This is a genomic window from Psychrobacter sp. NPDC078631, assembly GCF_050268165.1.
Lineage (GTDB): Bacteria > Pseudomonadota > Gammaproteobacteria > Pseudomonadales > Moraxellaceae > Psychrobacter.
Genome location: NZ_JBNNGG010000001.1, coordinates 653,950 through 677,084, shown reverse-complemented (window position 1 = coordinate 677,084; position 23,135 = coordinate 653,950). Strand labels below are relative to the sequence as shown.

The following is a 23,135-nucleotide window of genomic DNA, read 5'->3' as shown; positions in this document are numbered from 1 at the left end:
AAGCACTTCCCTATTTATAGATGATGCTATTAGCACCTTATCGAGCAACAGCCGTACTTTACTCGAGCTAGTATATTTAAAATTGACTCAGTAATTCATTGTAATAGAAATGATTATCATTATAATAACGATTTAAATTACATGCTGGAAATACTCATGCAACTGTCTCGCTTATCTGCTGCTTTGTTTCGTCTTAACTCTCTGAATGTGTCTGGCGCTTCTCTACGATTAGAATCCATACCTTCACGCTTAGTATCGACGAAATCGCTACCTCTAAAATCACTATGTTCAGTCATCATACTAACCACAAGTCACTCGGTATGGGCGCTAGTAGATGATGTAGATGCTCAAACCACTCCTAATGTGGTACTTGATACTATCGTCGTAACCAGTAGTGCTGATGCGTCAGCAGATGGGTTACCTAGCGCCTATGAAGGTGGACAGGTAGCGACAGGCAGCCGCGTCGGACTCTTGGGCAATCAAGACATTATGGACACGCCGTTCTCTACCACCTCATATACCAATGAATATATTGCCAATCAGCAAGCGCAAAGTGTGGGCGATCTACTCAAAAAAGATTCTACTGTACGTGTGGCTAGAGGTTTCGGTAACTTTCAAGAAGCGTATTTTATGCGTGGGTTTGTGACCACCTCAGACGATACGATGTTCAATGGTCTATACGGCATACTACCTAGACAATATATCGCAACAGAATTGTTCGAGCGCGTCGAAGTACAGCGCGGTGCCTCAGCGATGTTAAATGGCGCGGCACCGAGTGGTGGTAACGCAGGCGGTACTATCAACCTGCTACCCAAACGAGCGGATAATGAGCCACTACGTCAGCTAACGCTTGGTTATGGTCAAGGCGACCAAGGTAAGGTCGCAGTAGATGTCAGTGATCGCTTCGGTAGCGATGATGCTATTGGTGTTCGTTTTAATGCTGCTTATCAAGATGGTGACAGCGCTATCGATGATGAGTCGTCGACCTTGGGTTTGGCTGCCCTTGGTTTAGACTATAGAGGAGATCAATATCGTCTATCGGCTGATTTAGGCTGGCAAGACAACAAACTATCAGAGACTCGTCCTAGTGTAACGCTTGCTGGTGTCTCTCATGTACCAAAAGCACCAGACGGCTCAAAAAACTGGGCGCAGCCTTGGAGTTATTCAAACGAGGAGGATGTCTTTGGTACGATTCGCGGAGAATATGATTTTAATGACAATATTACTGGTTATGGTGCCTACGGTATCAGACATGGTGATGAGGACAACTCGTTAGCCAACCTTACAGTATCTGACGCAGATGGCACTGGCTCAACCTATCGCTTTGACAATGTTCGAGAAGATAAAGTCCAAAGTGCTGAGCTTGGTCTGCGTGGTCAATGGCAGACAGGTAAGATTGAGCACAACTGGGTACTAGCCGCTGATCTTTATGATCAAGAGGAAAAAGGCGCTTACGCTTTTGACTTTGGTAACCAACTCGCGACCAATTTGTACCGCCCGACAGATTATGACAATATGTGGTCAGATACCGCTTTCTTTGGCGGACGTTTTGATGATCCTAAGCGAACGAGTGAAACTCAATTACAGAGTTTTGCGTTTGCAGACACGTTCTCACTGTTCAACGATAAGCTAAAAACTACGGTAGGCGTACGTCATCAGAATATCAAAACGACCAGCTACGACTACAATACCCAAGCCAAAACAGCTGACTATGATGAAAGCGCATGGACACCAAGCGTTGGTATCGTTTATCAGCCAACGATGGACTGGTCTGTATATGGCAACTATATTGAAAGTCTTGCCAAAGGTGCCGCTGCACCATTGGTTGATAATTCTGGCAATGCCATAACCAATGCAGGACAAAACCTAGATCCCTATGTAAGCAAACAAACTGAGCTGGGCGTGAAATACGACAATGGTGTGATTGGTAGCAGTTTTGCCATATTCCATACTGATGAGCCGCGTGCTTATATCGATGACAATAATACGTTTACCGCGACTGGCGAGAACCGTCATCAAGGTGCTGAGCTGACTGTCTTTGGTAGCCCAAGTGAAAACATGCGCCTCAATGCTGGTGTTACTTACTTAAGTGCTAAGCAAAAAGACACTGGTGATAGTGCATTAGATGGCAATAGCGTTATTGGCCTGCCTACTTTACAGAGCAATGTCAACCTAGAGTATGATTTGTCCGCAGTGGAAGGATTAACTTTAACAGGCGATATTATCCATACAGGTGCACGTTATGCTGATGCTGCCAATACCTTAAAAGTTGATGGCTATACTACCCTAGATTTAGGTGCTCGCTATCGCACTATGCTGGCAGGACAAGACGTTACTCTAAAAGGTATGGTGACCAATGTCACAGGTGAAGACTACTGGCAATCTGTAGGTGGATTACCAGGCTATGGCTATCTAAATGCAGGTGAACCAACGGCCTTAAAAGTATCGGCAACGTTCGATTTTTAAGCTTTATTAGTAGGCTTTATTAGGTTCAATAAAAGGGATTAGGCGCGACCTACTCCCTTTTCTGCTATCAAAAATTTATTTTATTACTGAGTTACTATGTCTTCTCATACCACAGCGTCTTCTCGTACGACTGCTTCTTTATATCATATGATTTGGACGAATTATCGTCTGCCTTTTCTCAAAGTCATTCTGCTAAATTTGGTCAATGCCGCTGTCAGTGTCGGTATAATTGCCTATATCAATCACACCTTTATCAGTCAGCCAGTATTCGATACTTTATCTTGGCTCAGCTTGGGGCAGTTTTCACTGCTGGTACTATTACTGCTAGTGACGACATTTTTATCGCAATATGCCTTAACTCGATTGGGGCATCGATTTGTCTATGAGCTTAGAACCAAATTGGTCAAACAAATCATCGATACCACCGTTCCTCAAATAGATCATTTGGGTAGTGCACGCTTACTTGCCAGCTTGTCTTCAGATATTCAATCGATTACCGTTGCTTTTGTCCGTATGCCAGAGCTGGTACAAGGTATTATTTTGTCTGTTGGCGTTGGGCTATATCTGGGCTGGCTGTCGTTGCCATTATTGTTCATTGTCATGTTTTGGATTGTGATGACGATTTGGATAAGTACCATTTTGGTCAAGCATGTTTATACCCATTTGACCGAGTTGAGAGAGATTAATGACGCGTTATATCAAGATTATCAATCGATAATAGAAGGTCGCAAAGAGTTGGCACTTAACCAACACCGAGCAGAAAAACTGTATACAGATGATTTTTTGGCTCATGCCAAATCATACGAAAAGACCGTGACCAAGTCTGATACTTTTCATTTATCAGCGGTGAACTGGTCTAATATTATGATGTTCGCATCGATTGGTATCGTGTTTGCAGTGGCCAATTATCTAGATATACCGATGGGAGTTGCCACTACCTTTTCTTTGACGATTTTGTTTATGCAGTCGCCACTCCTACATGCGGTTGGCGCTTACCCAACATTGCAGACCGCTCAAGTTGCACTAGAAAAGATACAGTCTTTAGAATTGGCCGAGCATCAGTCAAGCTTTGCGACAGATACTGTTGCACAGAACTGGCAGTCCATAACTCTGGATAATATCAATTATCGCTATGTAGGCAGTAGTAGTCATAATAGTAATGCACCAGACACAGCGGTTAATGATAATGCTCAAAATAGCGATAACAGTGATAATAGTGATAGCAATCAAAACCCTACCAATAACATCTTAAAGTCCGTCAATTTAACCTTGCAACGAGGTGACGTGGTTTTCTTAATCGGTGCGAATGGTAGCGGTAAATCCACCCTTGCCAAAATCATTACTGGTATCTTCACCCCCACTACAGGGACGGTACAAGTCGATGGACAGAGCGTTAATTCAGAGAACAATGCCGATTTTAGACAGCTATTTTCTGCGATTTTTAGCGACCAGCATTTATTTAAGCAGTTGATTGGATATCAGGGTAATAAACCTGATGCAACCCTAATATCTGATTGGCTGCATAAGCTCAATCTACAAGAAAAAGTAAGTGTGTCTGACCATAAACTCTCTACAGATAAATTATCACAGGGTCAACGCAAACGCTTGGCCATGCTAATCGCTGTCGCCGAACAAAAGGATATATTACTGCTCGATGAGTGGGCAGCCGACCAAGACCCTGCTTTTCGTCGCGTGTTTTACCAAACGCTCATCCCTGAGCTAAAAGCCATGGGTAAGACACTGTTTATCATCAGTCACGATGACGGTTATTTTGAACATGCTGATCGATTATTACTAATGAAAGAAGGCCGTCTCATTGAGCTAAATGCCGAAGAGCGACAGCGTGCCAGCAAAGATGCCATTGCTATGCTCAAGTAAGCAATGCTTTAACTACTAGCATGAACCGAGCTATTTCAAACCCATAAAACGTTTGATCAACTTTAAGCTAAGTAGCAGTTAATCTGAGCAGTTTTCGAAATAATCCGTTCTTAAAATCAGCAATTTTTAAGCAAAAAAAGGAGCGCCTTACTACAAGACGCTCCTTTGCTATATCGAGAACAACGATATCTTACCTTTCGCTTATTTTAACAACTTCTGCAACAACCCAACTCGAGAAATCACCAAGAAGTCTAATAGCGCGATAGCTATAATCGCGATAATAGCAGTCGGGAATATGATAGCCACAATTAATAAAGGAATAGCAAGCGGCCACCAGACGGAAACATTCAAGCCGCGAGCTGGTGGGTTTAATCCCACGCTATCACTCGCCTGACGAGGGCGACGTTGCCACCACATGATATAGCCACTGACACAAATAGCGATTACTGCTAGGCAAAATAGTACATTAGCCAGTACGCTCCACCATCCGAGCGTGCCCATATGCAGCGCGATACCAGCCGCCATGAATTTACCAAACGCATTATAGTCATCAAAATGAATATCAGCTAAGACATTACCCGAATAACGGTCGATATGTACCGTACGATCTGCTGTCGGACTTTTCATATCATAGCTCATTGAATCTTGGCTAATAGTCCAGACGCCTGTACTACCTTGTGGTAGGTTCAATTGATAACGCCCTACAAAACCGATTTCACGAGCGTAGCGATCCACTGTATCAATCATAATCGGGATACTGGCAGCGATACCATCTTTGCCCTTGGTCGTGCCTGATACAGGCATTGGCGTCAGCTCAAGTACCCAAGGAACTTCTTTGGTGTCGCTTGAGTTGAGAGCACTGCCATGTGTGGGTGCATCAGTATGCGCCTCAGATGCTGCCGCACCATGTACATGCGGCGCTGGTGTAGACTCTTGCATAGCAGCATGTTGACTGTGATCAATCGATACAGGAACAGGTGCAACGCCCCACTTACCCGCAGGGAACTGGCTCCATGCTTGCACCACTCTCTCACCCCACACACCTGCCCATGCCATGCCCGATATACAGAAAAACAGTAGCAGCACAGATATCCAACTGCCCAATGTCGCATGAATCGTACGGATAAAAGAGCGTTTTTTCTTATTGGGCGCCCTTTCACTAGGTATCAGCATCGCTTTGACTGATTTACGTTTTTGCCACCACAGATACCAACCAGACAAAATCATCAAAATAGTCAATGAGGCTGCCGTTTCTAACAAATAATCACCGACTTTGCCGATCAGCAAATCACTGTGAATATCGTTAAACGTACTATAAAGACCACTACTGGTAGGCACACTTTGGACGATATCAGCCGTATAGGGATTGACTGCCACCATATTGCTTTGGTCGTCTGATTTTATCTGAAATAAAGCCACCGTATCAGTATCACGAGGAGCGATATATTTAACCAGTGTGCTATCAGGCAAAGTGCTCAGCGCGTTCTTTGCTTGAGTAGAGACAGGTGATTGAACCGTAGACTCTGGCACGACAACTGTTAAGCGATCGTTGTCACGTCCTACTGTGTTGGACATAAACAGCATACCGAGCGCCGTTATCGCTAAAACAACTAAAAAAGGAGCAATAAAAATACCTGCATAAAAATGCCAACGCCACACTGTAAAATAGCGCTGGTTATTGGTGGATTGGTTGGAGGGTGTGTCCATAAATGTGACCTTAAACAATCTTTGGTTGCTCAATAAACAACGTAAACCTATCGATAATAATGGTATATCTGCTTGCAAGACAAATCTTAAAGAGTCTCAAAGCGAGCTAGAATAAAGCCGTACAGTGACGTCGATACAGCGATGTAAAAATTCTACTGTAAATAATTGTATTTAGAATGCTGCTGCATAATACGAGAAAAGCCTGACAAAAACCATCGTTTAAAATACATCGTTCAAAACGGTAAGTCTGCATGGCTCTATTCACAATACTGCTTCATTTGCAATACTGCGTCTCTACCTTTTTAAGTTCTGCAAATACTTCTCAAAACTGTCTCGTTGTAATTTTTTAATGATAATAATTATCATTAGTGTTATTATTAGCGTCGTTGTAAATTTGCTTTAACTGTCACAAATAATATTCAATCATTTTAGTCCAAGAGGAAATCTGATGCGGTCTCATCTAACCACTAACGTCATTCGCAAAAAATATCTCACCACAGCAGTACAAATTGGCCTGATCATGGGTATGAGTCACGCCGCTTACGCTGTAGAGACGACAAACAACACTGAAAACGATGAGGCTGCTACACCATCAGCCACCTTAGATGCTATTACCGTCTACTCAGATGGCTATCGTAGTACTGGCACCAAAACTGCATTGGACCCAAACGATGCGCCAATGAGCTATACCAGAATCGATCAAGACCTGTTGCAAAAGCGTCAGGCAGACAGCGTCAATGCTGCATTACGTTATGAACCAGGCGTGAGCTCTGAGAGCCGCGGTACAGTCTCTATCTTTGATGAGTACAATATCCGCGGATTTAAAACCTATTCAAACTTTTATGACGGACTAAGACTGCCCTACGATGGCGCTTGGAACCTAATGCCACAAGTCGATGTCTATGCGACTGAAGCGGTCGAAGTCGTGAAAGGACCCGCCTCTTCCCTTTATGGCTATGCAGCACCCGGTGGCATGGTGAACCAAATAGCCAAAGCCCCTAAAAGCGCTCAAGAGAACGAAGTACAGCTACGACTTGGCAATCAAAACCTAAAAGAAGTGGCCGTTGATAGTACGGGGCCTATCACAGACTCATTGAACTATCGCTTAGTCGCGCTAAAACGCCAAAAAGATGGTCAAATGCAAACCACAGAAGAAGAGCGATTGCTGATTAATCCATCCCTTGAATGGCAGGCAACTGATGATGTCTCAGTACTTGCTAATTTGTTTTATCAAGATGATCCAGAGATGGTACCTTCTACCCCATTGCCTGCTGTCGGCACCGTCTACAAGGCAAGCTATGGCAAGCTTGACAGTGATGCCTATGCAGGCGATAAATGGAATAAGTTTAGTAAAGAAGTATTTATGCCAAGTGTCACCGTAAACTGGGATATCAATGACCAGTTAACTTTTAAACATATCATGCGCTATACTGATGCCGAGGCGCAGCAACGCAATATGTATAACAGTGGAGGGTTTGTAGAGGGCAGTGACACGATTCTCAATCGCGTGGCTTATACCACGGATGAGAGCATGAATAACTGGACCACGGACAACCAACTGGCCTATAAATTCAATACAGCTAACACCTCACATAATCTACTGTTCGGTGTTGAGTATCAAGAGACAGATAGCAACGCGACTTACTATGATGCTGGGGCAGATGGCACGCCAAATCTTGATTTATCTAGTCCAGATTATTCACAAATCAATGCTGACACTCTGCCATTAGATGCTTATCGTCAAGAGGAAGATATCGAACAAAGTCAGCTTGGTTTTTATGTACAAGATGAGATGAAGTGGAAAGACTGGACTGTAGTGGCAGGCTTACGTCACGATAATTTTGACAGTATCACTGAGCAAACCAAAGCCACTGAAGGCGTCATCTATAGCGACAAAACAATTGACAATGATGCCTCAGAAACCAGTGGTCGTTTCGCTGCCATTTATGACTTTGGTAATGGTTTCTCCCCTTATGCCAGCTACTCGCAATCGTTCCAGCCAGTGGTCGGTAGTAACTTTATTACCAATGAACCATTTAAGCCAACCACTGCCGATCAAGTAGAAGCTGGGGTGAAGTATTTGTCAAAAGATCGTGCCACTCAAGGAACGCTTGCCGTATTTGATATCACCCAAAAAAACGTCGTCGTAGCGGATGAAATCAACTACAGAAGCCAAACGCAAACTGGTGAAATTGAATCAAAAGGCTTTGAGGTATCAGGCAGTCGCATGCTCAATGACTGGGTAGATCTCGCGGCAAGCTACAGCTACACCGATGCTGAGATCACAGAAGATGAGTTCAACCCTGATGTAGTCGGTAACACCCCTGCTCAAACTGCCAAACACAAAGCCACGCTATGGGCAGACTACTATGCTACGGATAAACTCACTCTAAATGCTGGCATTCGCTACGAAGACGGCATGCAGATTGACAAGCAAAACTCTGATGACTTACCAAGCGTAACGCTGGTAGATGTCGGCGGCAGCTATCAGATCAACCCTATGCTGGCTGTGGGTGCTAGTATCAACAATCTGTTCGATAAGACCTATGTTGGTGCTTGTTACGACATCAATAACTGCTGGATGGGCCCTGAACGTCAAATGTCAGTCAGCCTAAAAGCCAATTTTTAATAAATACTACAGACAGCGGGTTGGTTCTATTAGTAAGCCAACCCGTTGTTAGAAGGAAAGCACAATATGGCAAAACCTACTCCAAGAGTACTAGAAGTTATTGGCACTAAATACATTACGCCAAATATGTGCCGTGTCACGCTTGGCGGTGCTGGCATGGTTGATTTTCCTATCGATCAAGAAAGTGCTTATATCAAACTGATATTCCCTCAAGATGCAGATAGTCGCCCATTGATGCGTACTTATACGGTGAGCGTGCAACGTGATGACGCAATAGATGTTGATTTTGCTTTGCATGAAACAGAAGGACCTGCATCGGTATGGGCACGAAATGCTCAAGTCGGCGATCAAATTTTAATAGGTGGTCCAGGGCCAAAGAAACTCATCAATAATGAAGCAGATTGGTTTTTATTAGTCGGTGATATGACTGCGCTACCAGCGATTACGGTCAACTTAGCCCAGTTGCCTACTGATGCTCGTGGTTACGCAGTACTTGAAGTAATGACTGAAGCAGATCGTCAGACGCTCAAAAAACCAGAGAACGTCGAGATACATTGGGTGATTAATGCGCATCCAAATGCAGATGATAGTCCTTTACTGGACTGTGTTAAATCATTGAACTGGCTTGATGGCCAACCTGCTGTATGGGCTGCGTGTGAATTTCATAGTATGCGTACACTGCGCCAGTACTTTAAAGTTGAGCGCGCGATACCAAAGACGCATTTATATGTTTCTAGCTACTGGAAAGTCAATAGCACTGAAGATCAGCATAAAATTATCAAAAGTCAGGATGCGCAAACGGAAGATCAGTAAATACGTATTTCGAAGCAAAAAAGGTGGGGCTAATATTAGCCCCACCTTTTTTTATCAATCATTATCTATCATGCTTCGACGACTTTTCCTTCTTTCACTCTACTAATCGTCAGCCCCGTGAACCCGAATAGCAGTGTCAGCAGTAATGACAAATAACAGAAGAACGCATAAGGTAGATAATCTAATACTGGCACCCCTAATGCCTGACTGATAAACACCCCGCACACACTCCAAGGTACCAGCGGATTAATCACTGTCCCTGCATCCTCAATTGTCCGCGACAAATTCTTAGGATGTAAGTGTAAACGCTCAAACGTCGACCGGAATGCCGTACCTGATAATAGAATACTCAAATACTGCTCACCGATCAGCACGTTAATGCTTAGTGCCGACATCGCGGCGGCGAATATCGCTCGTCCTGACGTCGTTAATGTGTCCTTAATACCAGATAGCAGTGCTGGCAGAATCCCTAGTGCCGTCAACAGACCACCCAAGCTTAATGCCAATATCACAATCGCTTGAGTAAAGAACATGCTCTGTACACCGCCACGCGACAGCATACCACCTACTTCCCCTAGCTCTAATGACTCAGCAGGAGCATAGCCTGCAAACAGATAACCACCCAATTGACCAAAGCTTGGTGAGCTATGTACATAAGTAATAATAAGTGCCGCTGCTATGGTACAGATAATCGTATAAATCGCATTGACCCGAAACAGTGCTAGCCCAACCAGTACCACAAACGGCAGTACCGAATACCCATGTACCAGACCGCTGTCTATCAGCTGACCTTGCAATATCGTCACTTGACTCAGATCAGCACTAGTCGTCTGTCCTGAGAACAGCCAAAACAAAATAACCGTCAGTACCCACGCAGGCACGGTCGTATACATCATATTACGAATATGCTCAAACAGATCAATACCCACTACAGAAGAGGCAATCGTACAAGTATCAGACAAAGGAGACATCTTATCACCAAAGAACGCGCCTGATACTACCGCCCCCGCTGCTATCGCCACATTGGCATCGAAAGCATTACTCATACCAATAAACGCCACGCCAAGCGTTGCTGCAGTCGTCAAACTACTACCCAAAGCAATACCAATAATAGAGGTTAAGATAAAGGCAGAGATATAGTAGTACTCAGGTGAGATCAGCTGAAAGCCTACATACATCAGTGTAGGAATCGCTCCTGACATCATCAAAGCCGCAACCATCAGTCCGATAAAGAAGAACAAATAGATGGCACCAATACCACGCATGACACCTGAGGCCATTTGTGCTTGCATGTCATCGAAGCTGAGTCCTTTATACATACCAATAGCCAGTAGCACACAGATGGCTAAGATAAGAGACAGATGAGGCACCCAGCCAAAGCCGATCATGGTGATACCCATGATACCGATGACGATGGCGGAGATGATAAAGGCGAGCTTGGCACTGATTAATGTGAGGGGTTTTGGTGGCATGACACATCCTTAAAATGCCAGCTCAGGCTGGCATTAGAGTGGGTTTGAATTTGGGAGCGTTAGTTTTATAGCGTTAGAAAACGGGTTTGCTAGCGAATAACCGAATGACTTATGCGTTACTTATTAAGTAAGTCATCGGTCTTAGCTGCCATGACAAAATCATTGCGATGCAACCCTTTAATACTATGCGACCACCAAGTGACCGTAGCCTTACCCCACTCTACCAATATCCCCGGATGATGCCCTTCTGCTTCAGCGATGTCTGCCAGTTGATTGGCAAATGCCATTGCTGAGACGAAGTTTTTAAATTTATACTGACGCTGCAATTGCTGAATACCACCCACCTCGATTAGTGACCAATCAGGAATTTGTGGTAATAGTTCTCGTGCTTCGGCTTCATCAACTTTCGGTGCGCCAATGCGGCAAGCTTCGCAGCTGTTTTGTGATAATGCTGTCATAATAAAATCCTTTTATAGTGGCTGTTTTCGATGTCAGTTTTTAATGGTTGTTTTGATAGCTACTTTCTAATACTCGTACGTTCATGTTGATATAGCTTTGCTGCTATCTCAATATTCCGCACTGAAGTGTTGGTTTTCATGTTTAATTTTGAATTGACGTTTTTAACGAGTTTTTTCTGGATAGGTCGGTTCAAATAGACCAAGCGACATAGCTTTTTTTACCGCACCCATAATGTCACTATTGACGATATCAAATAAGGTATCTAATTCATCGATGACATAGTAAATCGGCTGTATCTGATCGATACGATAAGGCGTACGCAACACATCGAGCAAATCAAACGCTCGGTGCTCAGGTTGAGACTGAGGTTGAGATTGCGGCTTATTTTGAGCGACTGAAAGCTCTCGCGGCATCCGATCAAGCGCATAGACCGTTTCAGAAGGTGAACTTAATATACCGCCGCCGTAAATCCTACGATTTTCTATACGACTTCCAACCAACCCAAACTCAATAGTGAACCAATACAGTCGTGCTAAAAACCAGCGCTCCTCTTTCGTCGCGCTAAGACCAAGCTTACCATACGTTTCGTTGAAGGCTGCAAACGCAGGATGGGTCAATAGCGGACAATGCCCAACGATTTCATGAAAAATATCAGGCTCTTCAATATAGTCCATATCATCGAATCGACGAATAAATGTCGCCACAGGAAAGGACTTATTGGCCAGTAATTTGAAAAATTTACCAAAGCTGATTAATGCAGGCACAGCAGCAGTCTGCCAACCTGTGGTCGCTTGTAATACCTCATCGATATCGTGCAACTGCGGGATATGCGTCGTCGGTAAATTTAACTTAGTCAAACCCTCTAAATATGCAGTACATGCACGATTGGGCGTTTGTTCCGCTTGACGTGCCAGCAGCGCTTGCCACATCGCATGCTCATCATCACTATAGTGAATATGACCATTACTATCTGGCTGGTGTGAGATATACGGCTGTTTTTTATGTGTCGCGTTAGAATGACTGGCCGCATCGTCGCTTTGCTTATTAGTCGCAACGCTATTGGTACCGATGGCAGTATTAAGAGAATCTATCTGTGATAGGCGTTCCATGCCTGTGTTCCTTTTATCGCAATGAGAGTATTACCTTTGCAGTATGCTTTTAGGTAATGCTCTTATTAAGGACAATACAAACTCCTTTTGTCTTGTCCGTTGATTAAACGTGGTCTAAGCGTTAGATAATGCTATAGGGTTTCAGTCTCTGGCTGACCGACTGTGCCGCGACGTACTTGGTCGCGCTCTATCGACTCAAACAACGCTTTAAAGTTACCTTCACCAAAGCCATCGGCATAATCGCCTTTACGCTGAATAAACTCAAAGAATACTGGGCTACCCAAGATGGTCTCAGAGAAAATCTGTAGTAGCAGACGCGGCGCACCGCCTTCTGTCGTACCGTCTAATAAGATACCTCGCGTTTGCAAGTCAGCAACATTTTCACCATGGTTCGGTAAACGCTCGCTCAGCATTTCATAGTAAGCAGCATTTGGTGCGGTCATAAGCGGAATACCAGCCGCTTTTAGCTTATCGATACTGGCAAACAAATCATCACTGGCTAGAGCAATATGCTGAATACCTTCGCCATTGAAGTGCATCAGGTACTCTTCGATTTGACCACCGCCCTGCTTGGCTTCTTCATTTAATGGAATACGGATTTTTCCATCAGGTGCGGTCATGGCTTTACTGGTTAGTCCTGTGTACTCACCTTTGATATCAAAGTAGCGAATCTCGCGGAAATTAAAGATGCGCTCATAGAATTTTGCCCAGTATGCCATGCGTCCACGATAGACGTTGTGCGTTAGATGATCGATAACTTTGAAGCCATAGCCGACAGGGTTTCTGTCGATATCTGCAAAGAACTCAAAGTCGACATCATAGATAGATTCGCCGTCTTTATAGCGGTCAATCAAATAGATTAGTGAGCCCCCAATACCTTTGATAGCAGGCAATCTAAGCTCCATCACCCCAGTTGGCACATCTACTGGCTGCGCGCCCATTTCTACCGCACGCTCATACGCTTTTTTGGCATCTTTTACCCGAAAGCCCATACTACAAGCACCAGCGCCGTGCTCTTCAACGAAGTAACTGGCTTGGCTTTTTGGCTCACGGTTTAGGATAAGGTTGATATCACCTTGACGATATAGAGCAACGTCTTTTGAACGGTGATTGGCGACATGAGCAAAACCAAGCTGCTTAAACAATGCGTCGACTGCATCAGGCTGCGGAGAAGCAAACTCGACAAAATCAAATCCATTTAGTCCCATTGGGTTGTCAAATAAATCTGCCATTGTAATTATCCTTAATTTCAATTGGTAATAGAAAATCGATGAGTAGTAAAAGTCGATCAATAGTAAAAGTCGATCAATAGTAAAAGTCTATAAAACGATTAATAATCAATCTTTATTGTTGACGTTGTATTTATATTAGATTAGCTTTATTTATAAGACTAATTGTTTTTTATGATTTATTTATCAGGTTTACTTATGAATATCAGCATTCGCCAATTGACTGCATTTATCAAAGTCGCTGACAACGGCAGCTTTACTCGTGCCAGCGAACAGATGTATTTGACCCAATCTGCTGTTAGTGGATTGATTAAGGAATTAGAGACTGGCCTCGGTATCGTGCTGTTTGATCGAACCACTCGCCAGTTGTCTCTGTCAGCAGTAGGACGGCATCTACTACCGCAAGCGCGTCGCATCTTGAATGAGATGCAGCTGTTTGAAAATGAAGCAAGTAGCTTGACCAGCTTGGCCCAAGGTCAGGTGCGCTTGGCTGTATCACAGTTTGCAGCGTCTTCCCTACCTGCCGTCATCGCTCAATTTGCCAAAGAATATCCAAATATTGGCGTCTCACTATTAGACTGTTCAGCAGAAAACTTGCTTAAGCATATCCAAGATATCGAAGTCGATTTAGGGGTTGGCACCGAGCTTGGTTTTATAGAAACTGAAGATGATATCGGGGCTGACTTGTTGTATCAGCTACCATTTTGTGTGGTTATGCCAGACAATTATGCACTGGCACAAAGAGACGAAATTACTTGGCAAGATTTATTAGAGACACCTCTGATTACTTTACAAGGTCCGTTCCTCGATCAAGTAACCGCAGAGCTCGACGACTCTATCTCCGCTCATGTGCAACAAGCCCGCTACAAGGTGAACTTTATGTCCACCGCACTTGAGATGACACGCCAAGGCTTTGGCATTACGCTGTGTCTGCCCTATATGCCTGAAGTTATTGATTGGGTCAGTGCCAATGGTCTGCTGATGCGACCACTCACTCAACCAGTCAAAATGCGGCAATTTTTTATCTATCAGCGTGCCTCACGGGCGCTCTCTCCAGCGACGATTGCCTTTAAGCAGTTTTTGCAAACGTATTTTGCGACTCATTATAACGACCTACATCACTCTGAATCATCGTCTAGCGAATGACGTATAGCATGTCAAATGCACTTGATAGACGGATAAACAATCTATTTGGCTATTTATTTTATTAATTGCCGAATATAACCCACTCTCATGTTGAGTTCAGCCACGATTTGCTCTATGATTTTCGGCTGCTCGATTTATATTTTTATAAGGAAATGGCATGTTTGAACGTATCGATTATTACGCTGGTGATCCAATCTTAGGTCTTATGGAAAAATACTCAGCAGATAGCAATCCTAACAAGGTCAATTTAGGCATTGGTATTTATTATGATGAGAATGGCGTATTGCCCGTACTCGACTGTGTAAAAACAGCCGAAGAGCGTATTGCTGATCCTATCGCCCCGCGTCCATACTTGCCAATGGCAGGTCTGCCAGGCCACCGTAAAGGCTGTCAGGAATTACTATTTGGTAAAGACGCCCAAATTTTAAAAGACGGTTTGGTCGCTACTATCGCTACAATCGGTGGTTCTGGCGCGTTGAAAGTTGGTGCTGAATTTATTCATGACTGGTTCCCACAAGCTAAGTGCTATGTGAGCGATCCAACATGGGGCAACCATATTGCTATCTTTGAAGGCTCTGATGTAGAAGTCGGTAAATACCCGTACTACGACAAAGCCAACAGCAGCATCAAATTTGATGAAATGATTGCGTTTTTTGAAACATTAAACAAAAACGACGTCATTTTGCTACACCCATGCTGCCATAACCCAACCGGTATGGATTTGACCCAAGCGCAATGGGACACTGTACTCAATGTCGTGAAGGCGCGTGAGCTGATTCCATTCATGGACATCGCTTATCAAGGGTTTGGCGAAGACATGGACAGCGACGCTTACGCTATCCGTAAAGCGGTTGAGATGGGCTTGCCATTGTTTGTTAGCAACTCATTTTCTAAAAACTTATCGCTATATGGCGAGCGCGTCGGCGGCCTATCAGTCGTCTGTCCAACTGTAGACGAAACCGATCGCGTATTCGGTCAGCTAAACGCAACCGTACGCCGTATCTACTCAAGCCCGCCGTCACATGGTGGACGTGTGGTCGATATCGTCATGAACGATGAAGCACTACATGAGCAATGGGTTGGCGAAGTTTATGCGATGCGCGACCGTATCAAAGCCATGCGCCTAAAGCTAAAGTCAGTGTTAGAAGCCAAAATCCCTCACCGTAACTTTGATTACATCACTCGTCAAAACGGTATGTTTAGCTTTACTGGTCTCACGCCTGAGCAAGTTGAGCGTTTACAGACTGAGTTTGGTATCTATATGGTCTCTAACTCACGTATGTGTGTGGCTGGCCTAAATACCAGCAACATCGACTATGTGGCCAATGCCATGGCAGACGTCTTAAAAGACTAATTAGTCCAAGTTACTTAACATGTTAATCAATATGTAACTTGATAAAAAATAAACGCGGATAAGAAAGGCTGAGCGATTGCTCGGCCTTTTTTTATGCCTAGCATTTAATCAAAATTATTTCGTCAAAACCGTCTAGTCAGAACCGTTTAGCTAAAACACTGACAACCACTTTTCAAAGCAGCCTTTTAACAAAAGACATTGTACAAAAAACTTGCAATCCATATATCAATAAATTACATTATACGTAAGTGATTAATTATAACGTAATTCATAATGTATATTAGCAAGGAGCAAATCATGTCAACGACTGACAACACCCTCACCTCTTTTATCGATATCGCTGCTGACTCTGACTTCTCTATTCACAATCTCCCTTATGGCATCTTTAGCGAAACTAAAGACGCTGCTAGTGATAACAAGCGCCGTGCAGGCGTTGCCATTGGTGAGCATGTACTGGATCTATCTGTACTCGAAGCCGAAGGATTATTAAGTTTAGACGGTGGTCCGTATTTTGACCAATCTACGCTAAATGCTTTTATTGATTCTGGTCGAGACAATTGGACGCAGGCACGCACGACCATTCAAACACTGCTGTCTAGCGACACTGACACCTTACGTGACAATGCAGACTTGCAAAAAAAGGCGCTATTTAAGCAAGCAGACGTCACCATGCATTTGCCAGTGCAAGTACCGGGATTTACCGATTTCTATTCATCGAAAGAGCACGCGACCAACGTCGGCACCATGTTCCGCGATCCAAACAACGCCCTCCTGCCTAACTGGACTGAAATGCCAGTTGGTTATAACGGACGTGCCAGCACCGTCATCGTTAGTGGAACTGATATCGTACGTCCATCTGGTCAGCTAAAGCCTAGCCCTGATGAGCGTCCTATCTTCTCAGCCTGTAAGCGCTTGGATTTTGAGCTAGAGACCGCATTTGTCGTTGGTAAAGGCAATCATATCGGTCAGCCAATCGCCGTAGATGATGCCGCTGATCATATCTTTGGCATGGTGTTGCTCAATGATTGGTCAGCACGAGATATCCAAAAATGGGAATACGTGCCATTAGGTCCATTTAATGCCAAGACCTTTGCCTCTGAGGTTTCCCCTTGGATTGTCACCATGGATGCATTGGAGCCGTTTAAAACAGCTTGCCCAACTCAAGAGCCCAAGCCACTCGCTTATTTAAATGAAAAAGCGAGCGATAACAGCTTTGATATTAACCTATCAGTTGAGTTACTACCTGAAAATTCGGAAACAGCGACGGTCATTTGTGAGACCAACTTCAAATACATGTATTGGTCAATGGCACAACAGCTCACCCACCACACCATCACTGGTTGCAAAGTTGAAGTCGGTGACATGATGGGTTCAGGTACGATTTCAGGCCCAACGCCTGACTCTTATGGCTCAATGCTAGAGATTGCTTGGAACGCTACCAAACCAGTCACGCTTGAAGGCGGCGAGACGCGCAGCTTTATCGAAGATGGTGACACGGTCATCATGAAAGGCTATAGCGAAAAAGACGGCATACGTGTTGGATTTGGTGAAGTACGCGGCAAAGTACTACCAGCGCTGAGCTTTGATTTTGATAAATAGTATTTAAGAAATAACATAGTTAGAGAAATAGCAAAATAGGTGTGAGAATTCTCATGCAGGCGGATAGAAAGACAAACGCATTCACCTACTCATCGTTATGTGAATAAAGCCAAATGAGTGACACGCCTTATCAAAAGGAGTTTGATATGAGCTTTCAAATTGAGAAAATTCATCATGTGGCTTACCGCTGCAAAGATGCCAAAGAAACCGTTGAATGGTATAAAAAAAATCTAAATATGGATTTCATCTTGGCATTCGCAGAAGACCATGTGCCTTCGACCAAAGCCTTTGACCCCTATATGCACGTCTTTTTGGACGCTGGTAATGGCAATGTCTTAGCATTTTTCGAAGTACCCAATCAACCTGAGATGGGCTTTGATCCAAATACCCCAAGCTGGGTGCAGCACTTAGCGCTAAAGGTTAAGGACCGTGACGAGCTAATCGTTGCCAAAGAGCATTTAGAAAATGCCGGCATTGATGTCATTGGCGTGACCAATCACGGCATCTTTCACTCGATTTATTTCTTTGATCCCAATGGTCATCGTCTAGAGCTGACCTATGATGATCCAACCTCAGAAGACAAAGTATCGATGATTACAGATGCCATCAAGCAAGACATGCTAGATGAGTGGTCTCGTACCAAACGCGCCCCAGCACATACACAGTTTTTGCATAGTGATGAGTGGGCTGAAGCACGCGAAGTTGCTCCTGTCGGCGAGTAACTCTCCTGTAATCCTGCTTGCTACGTTTTTAAATGATTAGTTAATCATCGCTTTAATTATAAAGGTGCTAATTGACGACCTACTCTAGGTATCAATAAATAGCGAACCATATATCACCATCATGAAAGGACTCTATGATGAAAATAAGAACCCCTCTAGGAATACTCTTAGCCGCCTCGCTTGCGATGACTGGTTGCTCCAATAACGACCAAGCAACAGGCGCGTCTACAGATGCAGGTGAAGTGACAACGTTGCGGTTCTCACACTTTATGACTGCCACTGACAATATAAACACCGAAGCGTTAGAGCCATGGGCAAAGAAAATTGAAGCGGATTCAAACGGCCGCTTAAAGATTGAGATCTACCCTTCTGCAACGCTCAGCAAACCAGGGGCTACCTATGACGCTACGGCGAAAGGTAGTGTGGATATTGGTATGCAAGCACAAGGATATACAGCAGGACGATTTCCTTTGACTCAAATTGTAGAGTTGCCAGGCATCACTAATACTGCACAGCAGCAGAGCTGTATACTTCATAAGCTATATAATGACGGTATCATTAAAGACGAGTACGAAGACACTCACTTGCTCGCTTTGATAGGGACTGGTCAAGGTGCGCTTCATACGGTTGATAAACCGATTCGCACGCCAGCCGACATGAAAGGTCTACGTATTCGCCAACCTTCTGCGGTTGCTAGCCATATTATCGAAGCCACTGGTGCTGCACCTGTCGGCATGCCTGCCAGTGATACTTATACCTCTCTGCAGCGCGGTGTCATTGACGGGCTCAGCTTTACTTGGCAACCCATTCAAGCATTTCGCCTTGATGAGCTGATCAATACGCACACCAATATTCCTTTTTATAATTCTACCTTTGTGATTAGCATGAACAAGGAGAAATACAACCGTTTGCCTGATGACCTCAAAAAAGTAATCGATGATAATTCTGGCGCAGAGCTAGCAGCGCATATCTCTAAAGTATTTGACGTTAGCAATGCCAAAGCAATGGCCGCTGCCAAAGAAAAAGGCGATATTATGATTGATATCCCTGATCCACTCAACGACCCAGATTGGAGAGGTCCATTAATGGAAGGTTCGCAGCATTACCTTGATGAAGTAAATGCAACTGGCCTAGATGCTGACAACGTATACGAAAAAGCAAAAGCGGCCAGTAGCGGCTGTATGGTTTAGAGGATGAATTGAAGGATCGCCTTAGCTTATAGCACCATTATTGGCTAGGCAATGTGATAACGCTGTGCTATCGCCAGTATTTGTTCAACCACGTTATGTTGCTCACTCATCGGTAACTGCTCTGTGGTTCCAATGATAGTAATAGCATATTCTAGCGGTAAATCTTCACCAGCAGTTTTATCACTACTCGTGGATGGTTTAGTAGTACTATTGGCAAGCTGCGGCAATATAACGGGAATCGTAATGGCGTTGATCCCCATGAGCATATCGCCCGTCACTGTTGCATAGCCTTGCGTACGAATTTTGGCCTGTAGCTGGGTAAAGTGCTGCCACTTCTCGGCCATATTTGCGGCGGTATTACTCGTATGCCACTCAGCTGTGACCAATGGCTGAATGACGGCATCAGGTTGATAACTGGCAAATAACTGCCCTGTGGCCGATGTCGTCAGAGGCATACGTGAGCCAATGCGAGTAATGATGCTAATCGGACTGTCTGGCTCAACGGACTGAATAATAATAGGGCCTTCGCTAAACCATTTGGCAATTTGCACACCGCAATTTAAGGTGTCTTTGATTTCATTAGCCACTTGCGTGAGACGTGCCAAAAGATTGTTTTGGTTGAGTTCCGTATGTCCTAGTGATGCCAATGCATTGACTCTATCGCCAAGCCCATAGCGGCCATCATCAAGCTTACGCGCGTAGTTTTTACGGATGAGACTGACCAAGTAACGATGGGATTTTGCTGGGTGCATTTGCATGGCTTCAGCGATATCTTTTAGCATCATAGGCTCATTACGGTCGATCAGCACATCGAGTATCGACAGCCCAATCTCAAGCGACTGGACCCCACTTTGGTTTTTACTGCTGATAGAACTGTCTACAAGGGTTTTGTCTGCTGGCATGATTTGCTCGATTCTGGTGTGCTTGGTTATTTTTTAATTTTGCTTGTTAGTGGTTTGTTCAATAATGGCTTGCCCGATCAAATATCACTGAGATATAGATCTTACTTCATAATATTTATCTTTATAAAAACACATCTACATAAGGACATGAATCATGATGACACTTTATGGATATTTTCGTAGTAGCACGTCTTACCGTACTCGTATCGCTATGAACCTAAAAGGCTTAGATTACGATGATATCACGATCAATCTGGCACAGGATGAGCAGTTAGAATCTGCCTTTAAAGCGATTAATCCGCAAGGATTAGTACCTGTCCTACAGACTGACGATTTATTATTATATCAAAGTCCAGCTATCTTGGAGTGGTTAGAAGAGGTCTACCCCGAGTATCCATTATTGCCTAATGATGCTGCTGGGCGTATGCAGGTACGCGCGCTGAGCGCCATGATTGGTTGCGACATCCACCCAATCAATAATCGCCGCATTTTGCAGTACCTGCGTAACGAGCTTTCAGTCGACGAGGAAAATGTGATTGCATGGTGCAATCGCTGGATCAGTGAAGGTTTTGCCGCTTTAGAGACACGCTTAGCGGCGGATAACAATCGCGGACAGTTCTGCTATGGGGACAGTCCTACTCTCGCAGATTGTTATTTGATTCCGCAAGTCTCTTCTGCTCGCCGCTTCAAAGTAGATTTAAGCGCTTATCCCAACATCGTCGCCATTGATACTCGTTGCCGTACACTAAAGGCATTTGCAGATGCGGATCCTATGATGCAGCCTGATGCACCGAAACGTGATGCCTAATTTAAGACAGTTTTTATAGGATACCTATCTTTATAGAATATTTATCTTCTTGGCCAAATATTAAGTGACTTAGAATTAACACTTAATATTTGTCGAGCTTTATTCTTCGCTATTCTTTACCCCTACCTATTTTTACAGCTTAATCGCTGAATTTAGCCTCATTGATTATTATTTATTCAATTTTTACAATATAATTTTTAATATATTCATATTAACGGTTGTATGGTGGGCAGCTGTTGGTTATTCTTTATATAAGCATTTGTCATCGCTCAAATTTGTACTTTATCAGCTATAGAAAAAAGTACTGTCTTATTCATCACAATAAGGTTGAACAATATGAATGATATATCCTCAGCAGAGATAACCACCCTACCATCGGATGCAGCAAACAAGATTTATGCATCAGCAATCATGTTCAGAGATGAAACAGAAAGTGCTAGAAAAATTGCGCCCGTAGTGGTTAATAAACTTTCAGAATTTGCATTGTTTAGAATGGGGCTGCCTAAATCGTTAGGAGGATGGGCAGGAAACCCAGTAGAAACGCTAAAAACTTATGAGACGTTGGCCAGTGCTGAGGCCTCCGTTGCTTGGATCGTTTGGAACAACCATTTAGCCTGTACATTCGGTCGATTTTTGGACGAGTCCAGTATGAAAGAGGTATACAGTAACCCCTCTCATATTTATGCCAATTCCGCACGTCCTGAAGGCGCGGCCCAAACAGCAGATAATGGCTATATGGTATCAGGACAATGGACACTCGTCTCTGGATGCCAATTGGCTGACTGGTTTGTGCTCCGTTGTCTCGTTATCTCCGAAGGCTCTCCTACGACCCTTGGCCCGGGTGCAAATTTAAAGCTATTTTTTATTCCTAAAAAAGATGTAAAAATCATTGATACGTGGGATGTGGGTGGCCTAAATGGCACAGGTAGCCACGATATAGTCGTCAAAGACGCTTTTGTCAGAGAGGCTTATGCAGTTGACTTTGACAGTCCTGTGGCTGTCGATACTGCCTACAGTCGACTGCCTATTGGTTGTATCAATGCTGCTGGCTGTGCGGCGATGGCGCTAGGCGTATTAAAAGCCGCCATGGATGACTTGGTTGATATGTGCCTTGAGAGAGTAACACCGGGTAAGAGTCCAGATCTACGCGACCGTGCAACGGTACAGGCTACTATTGCTAAGAGCAAAACAATACTGGTATCAAAACGCGCCCAACTGCATCATAGTGTCGAGATACTATGGGAAGAATCTCAACAGAAGAACACCTTTACTGATATACAGCTTGCAGATGTATGGGCAGCGTCTTGTGAGGCCGCAAGAGAAGCTCGTGACATGGTATCTGAAATTTACGCAGTCGCAGGCACGGCTTCCCTATATAAAAAGCACAAGATAGAACGAGCACATAGAGATATCCATGCGATTTTGCAGCATGGCATTATTCAACCTCACTGGATGAATCAAGCAGGTATGGCCTATGTTGGACTGACACCGAATGGCGCAATGTTCAGAATATAGAAGCACCTTAATTATAAATTATAAGCGCTTGTGAGACACAATTTACAAGCGCTTATTTTGATTTATCGCTAGCTTTATTACTTTAATTGTTTATCTTTAAGCCGTAAAAAAGCAAGACATTGGATGTCTTGCTTTTT

At 44.0% G+C, this 23,135-nt stretch carries 17 protein-coding genes; 11 read left to right on the top strand and 6 right to left on the bottom strand.

The window, feature by feature from the left end; genetic code table 11:
* Window positions 1-156: 156 nt before the first annotated feature.
* Together ACQKCP_RS02680 and ACQKCP_RS02675 are read left to right on the top strand one after the other, a co-directional pair.
* Complete coding sequence (locus ACQKCP_RS02680; RefSeq protein WP_427611171.1) at window positions 157-2,466, top strand: TonB-dependent receptor; 2,310 nt, start codon at window positions 157-159, stop codon at window positions 2,464-2,466.
* 96 nt (window positions 2,467-2,562) lie between these two features.
* Window positions 2,563-4,344 (top strand): multidrug ABC transporter permease/ATP-binding protein, encoded by a 1,782-nt coding sequence (locus ACQKCP_RS02675; RefSeq protein WP_427611170.1) that lies wholly within the window; start codon window positions 2,563-2,565, stop codon window positions 4,342-4,344.
* Window positions 4,345-4,545: 201 nt separating this feature from the next.
* Here the strand turns inward: ACQKCP_RS02675 and ACQKCP_RS02670 are convergent, their stop codons facing one another.
* Entirely contained in the window at window positions 4,546-6,051 is a 1,506-nt protein-coding gene (locus ACQKCP_RS02670) for a PepSY-associated TM helix domain-containing protein (RefSeq protein ID WP_427611169.1), read from the bottom strand.
* 448 nt (window positions 6,052-6,499) lie between these two features.
* On the opposite strand from ACQKCP_RS02670, the gene ACQKCP_RS02665 reads away from it, so the two are divergent.
* Both ACQKCP_RS02665 and ACQKCP_RS02660 read left to right on the top strand, forming a co-directional pair.
* Entirely contained in the window at window positions 6,500-8,680 is a 2,181-nt protein-coding gene (locus tag ACQKCP_RS02665) for a TonB-dependent siderophore receptor (protein ID WP_427611168.1), read from the top strand.
* A 66-nt stretch (window positions 8,681-8,746) separates the two neighbouring features.
* Entirely contained in the window at window positions 8,747-9,493 is a 747-nt protein-coding gene (locus ACQKCP_RS02660) for a siderophore-interacting protein (protein WP_427611167.1), read from the top strand.
* Between the two features lie 68 nt (window positions 9,494-9,561).
* Here ACQKCP_RS02660 and ACQKCP_RS02655 read toward each other — a convergent pair whose 3' ends face one another.
* The 4 genes from ACQKCP_RS02655 to hppD form a co-directional block, all read right to left on the bottom strand.
* The gene (locus ACQKCP_RS02655) at window positions 9,562-10,965 is read right to left on the bottom strand and encodes a Na+/H+ antiporter NhaC family protein (protein WP_427611166.1); all 1,404 of its coding nucleotides are present in this window, start codon (window positions 10,963-10,965) and stop codon (window positions 9,562-9,564) included.
* Window positions 10,966-11,081: 116 nt separating this feature from the next.
* On the bottom strand, window positions 11,082-11,423 hold the full coding sequence (locus ACQKCP_RS02650) for a 4a-hydroxytetrahydrobiopterin dehydratase (protein WP_427611165.1): 342 nt from the start codon (window positions 11,421-11,423) through the stop codon (window positions 11,082-11,084).
* Window positions 11,424-11,585: 162 nt separating this feature from the next.
* Entirely contained in the window at window positions 11,586-12,533 is a 948-nt protein-coding gene (phhA, locus tag ACQKCP_RS02645) for a phenylalanine 4-monooxygenase (RefSeq protein ID WP_427611164.1), read from the bottom strand.
* A 131-nt stretch (window positions 12,534-12,664) separates the two neighbouring features.
* Entirely contained in the window at window positions 12,665-13,765 is a 1,101-nt protein-coding gene (gene hppD / locus ACQKCP_RS02640) for a 4-hydroxyphenylpyruvate dioxygenase (RefSeq protein ID WP_057759888.1), read from the bottom strand.
* A gap of 195 nt (window positions 13,766-13,960) precedes the next feature.
* On the opposite strand from hppD, the gene ACQKCP_RS02635 reads away from it, so the two are divergent.
* The 5 genes from ACQKCP_RS02635 (at window position 13,961) to ACQKCP_RS02615 (ending at window position 19,773) form a co-directional block, all read left to right on the top strand.
* Entirely contained in the window at window positions 13,961-14,908 is a 948-nt protein-coding gene (locus ACQKCP_RS02635) for a LysR family transcriptional regulator (RefSeq protein WP_427611163.1), read from the top strand.
* 157 nt (window positions 14,909-15,065) lie between these two features.
* Complete coding sequence (locus tag ACQKCP_RS02630; protein WP_427611162.1) at window positions 15,066-16,262, top strand: aromatic amino acid transaminase; 1,197 nt, start codon at window positions 15,066-15,068, stop codon at window positions 16,260-16,262.
* A 297-nt stretch (window positions 16,263-16,559) separates the two neighbouring features.
* Window positions 16,560-17,861 (top strand): fumarylacetoacetase, encoded by a 1,302-nt coding sequence (gene fahA / locus ACQKCP_RS02625; protein ID WP_427611161.1) that lies wholly within the window; start codon window positions 16,560-16,562, stop codon window positions 17,859-17,861.
* A 146-nt stretch (window positions 17,862-18,007) separates the two neighbouring features.
* A complete protein-coding gene (locus tag ACQKCP_RS02620; RefSeq protein WP_427611160.1) occupies window positions 18,008-18,583 on the top strand; it encodes a VOC family protein in 576 nt (191 codons plus the stop codon).
* 137 nt (window positions 18,584-18,720) lie between these two features.
* Window positions 18,721-19,773 (top strand): TRAP transporter substrate-binding protein, encoded by a 1,053-nt coding sequence (locus tag ACQKCP_RS02615; protein WP_427611159.1) that lies wholly within the window; start codon window positions 18,721-18,723, stop codon window positions 19,771-19,773.
* Window positions 19,774-19,817: 44 nt separating this feature from the next.
* Here the strand turns inward: ACQKCP_RS02615 and ACQKCP_RS02610 are convergent, their stop codons facing one another.
* Window positions 19,818-20,675, bottom strand: coding sequence for an IclR family transcriptional regulator (locus ACQKCP_RS02610; protein ID WP_427611158.1), 858 nt, complete (start codon window positions 20,673-20,675; stop codon window positions 19,818-19,820).
* A 157-nt stretch (window positions 20,676-20,832) separates the two neighbouring features.
* Between ACQKCP_RS02610 and maiA the strand changes: the two genes are divergently transcribed.
* Window positions 20,833-21,483, top strand: coding sequence for a maleylacetoacetate isomerase (maiA, locus tag ACQKCP_RS02605; RefSeq protein WP_427611658.1), 651 nt, complete (start codon window positions 20,833-20,835; stop codon window positions 21,481-21,483).
* A 336-nt stretch (window positions 21,484-21,819) separates the two neighbouring features.
* Window positions 21,820-22,998, top strand: a complete 1,179-nt coding sequence (locus ACQKCP_RS02600; protein WP_427611157.1) for an acyl-CoA dehydrogenase family protein — start codon at window positions 21,820-21,822, stop codon at window positions 22,996-22,998.
* The last annotated feature ends 137 nt before the right edge of the window (window positions 22,999-23,135 follow it).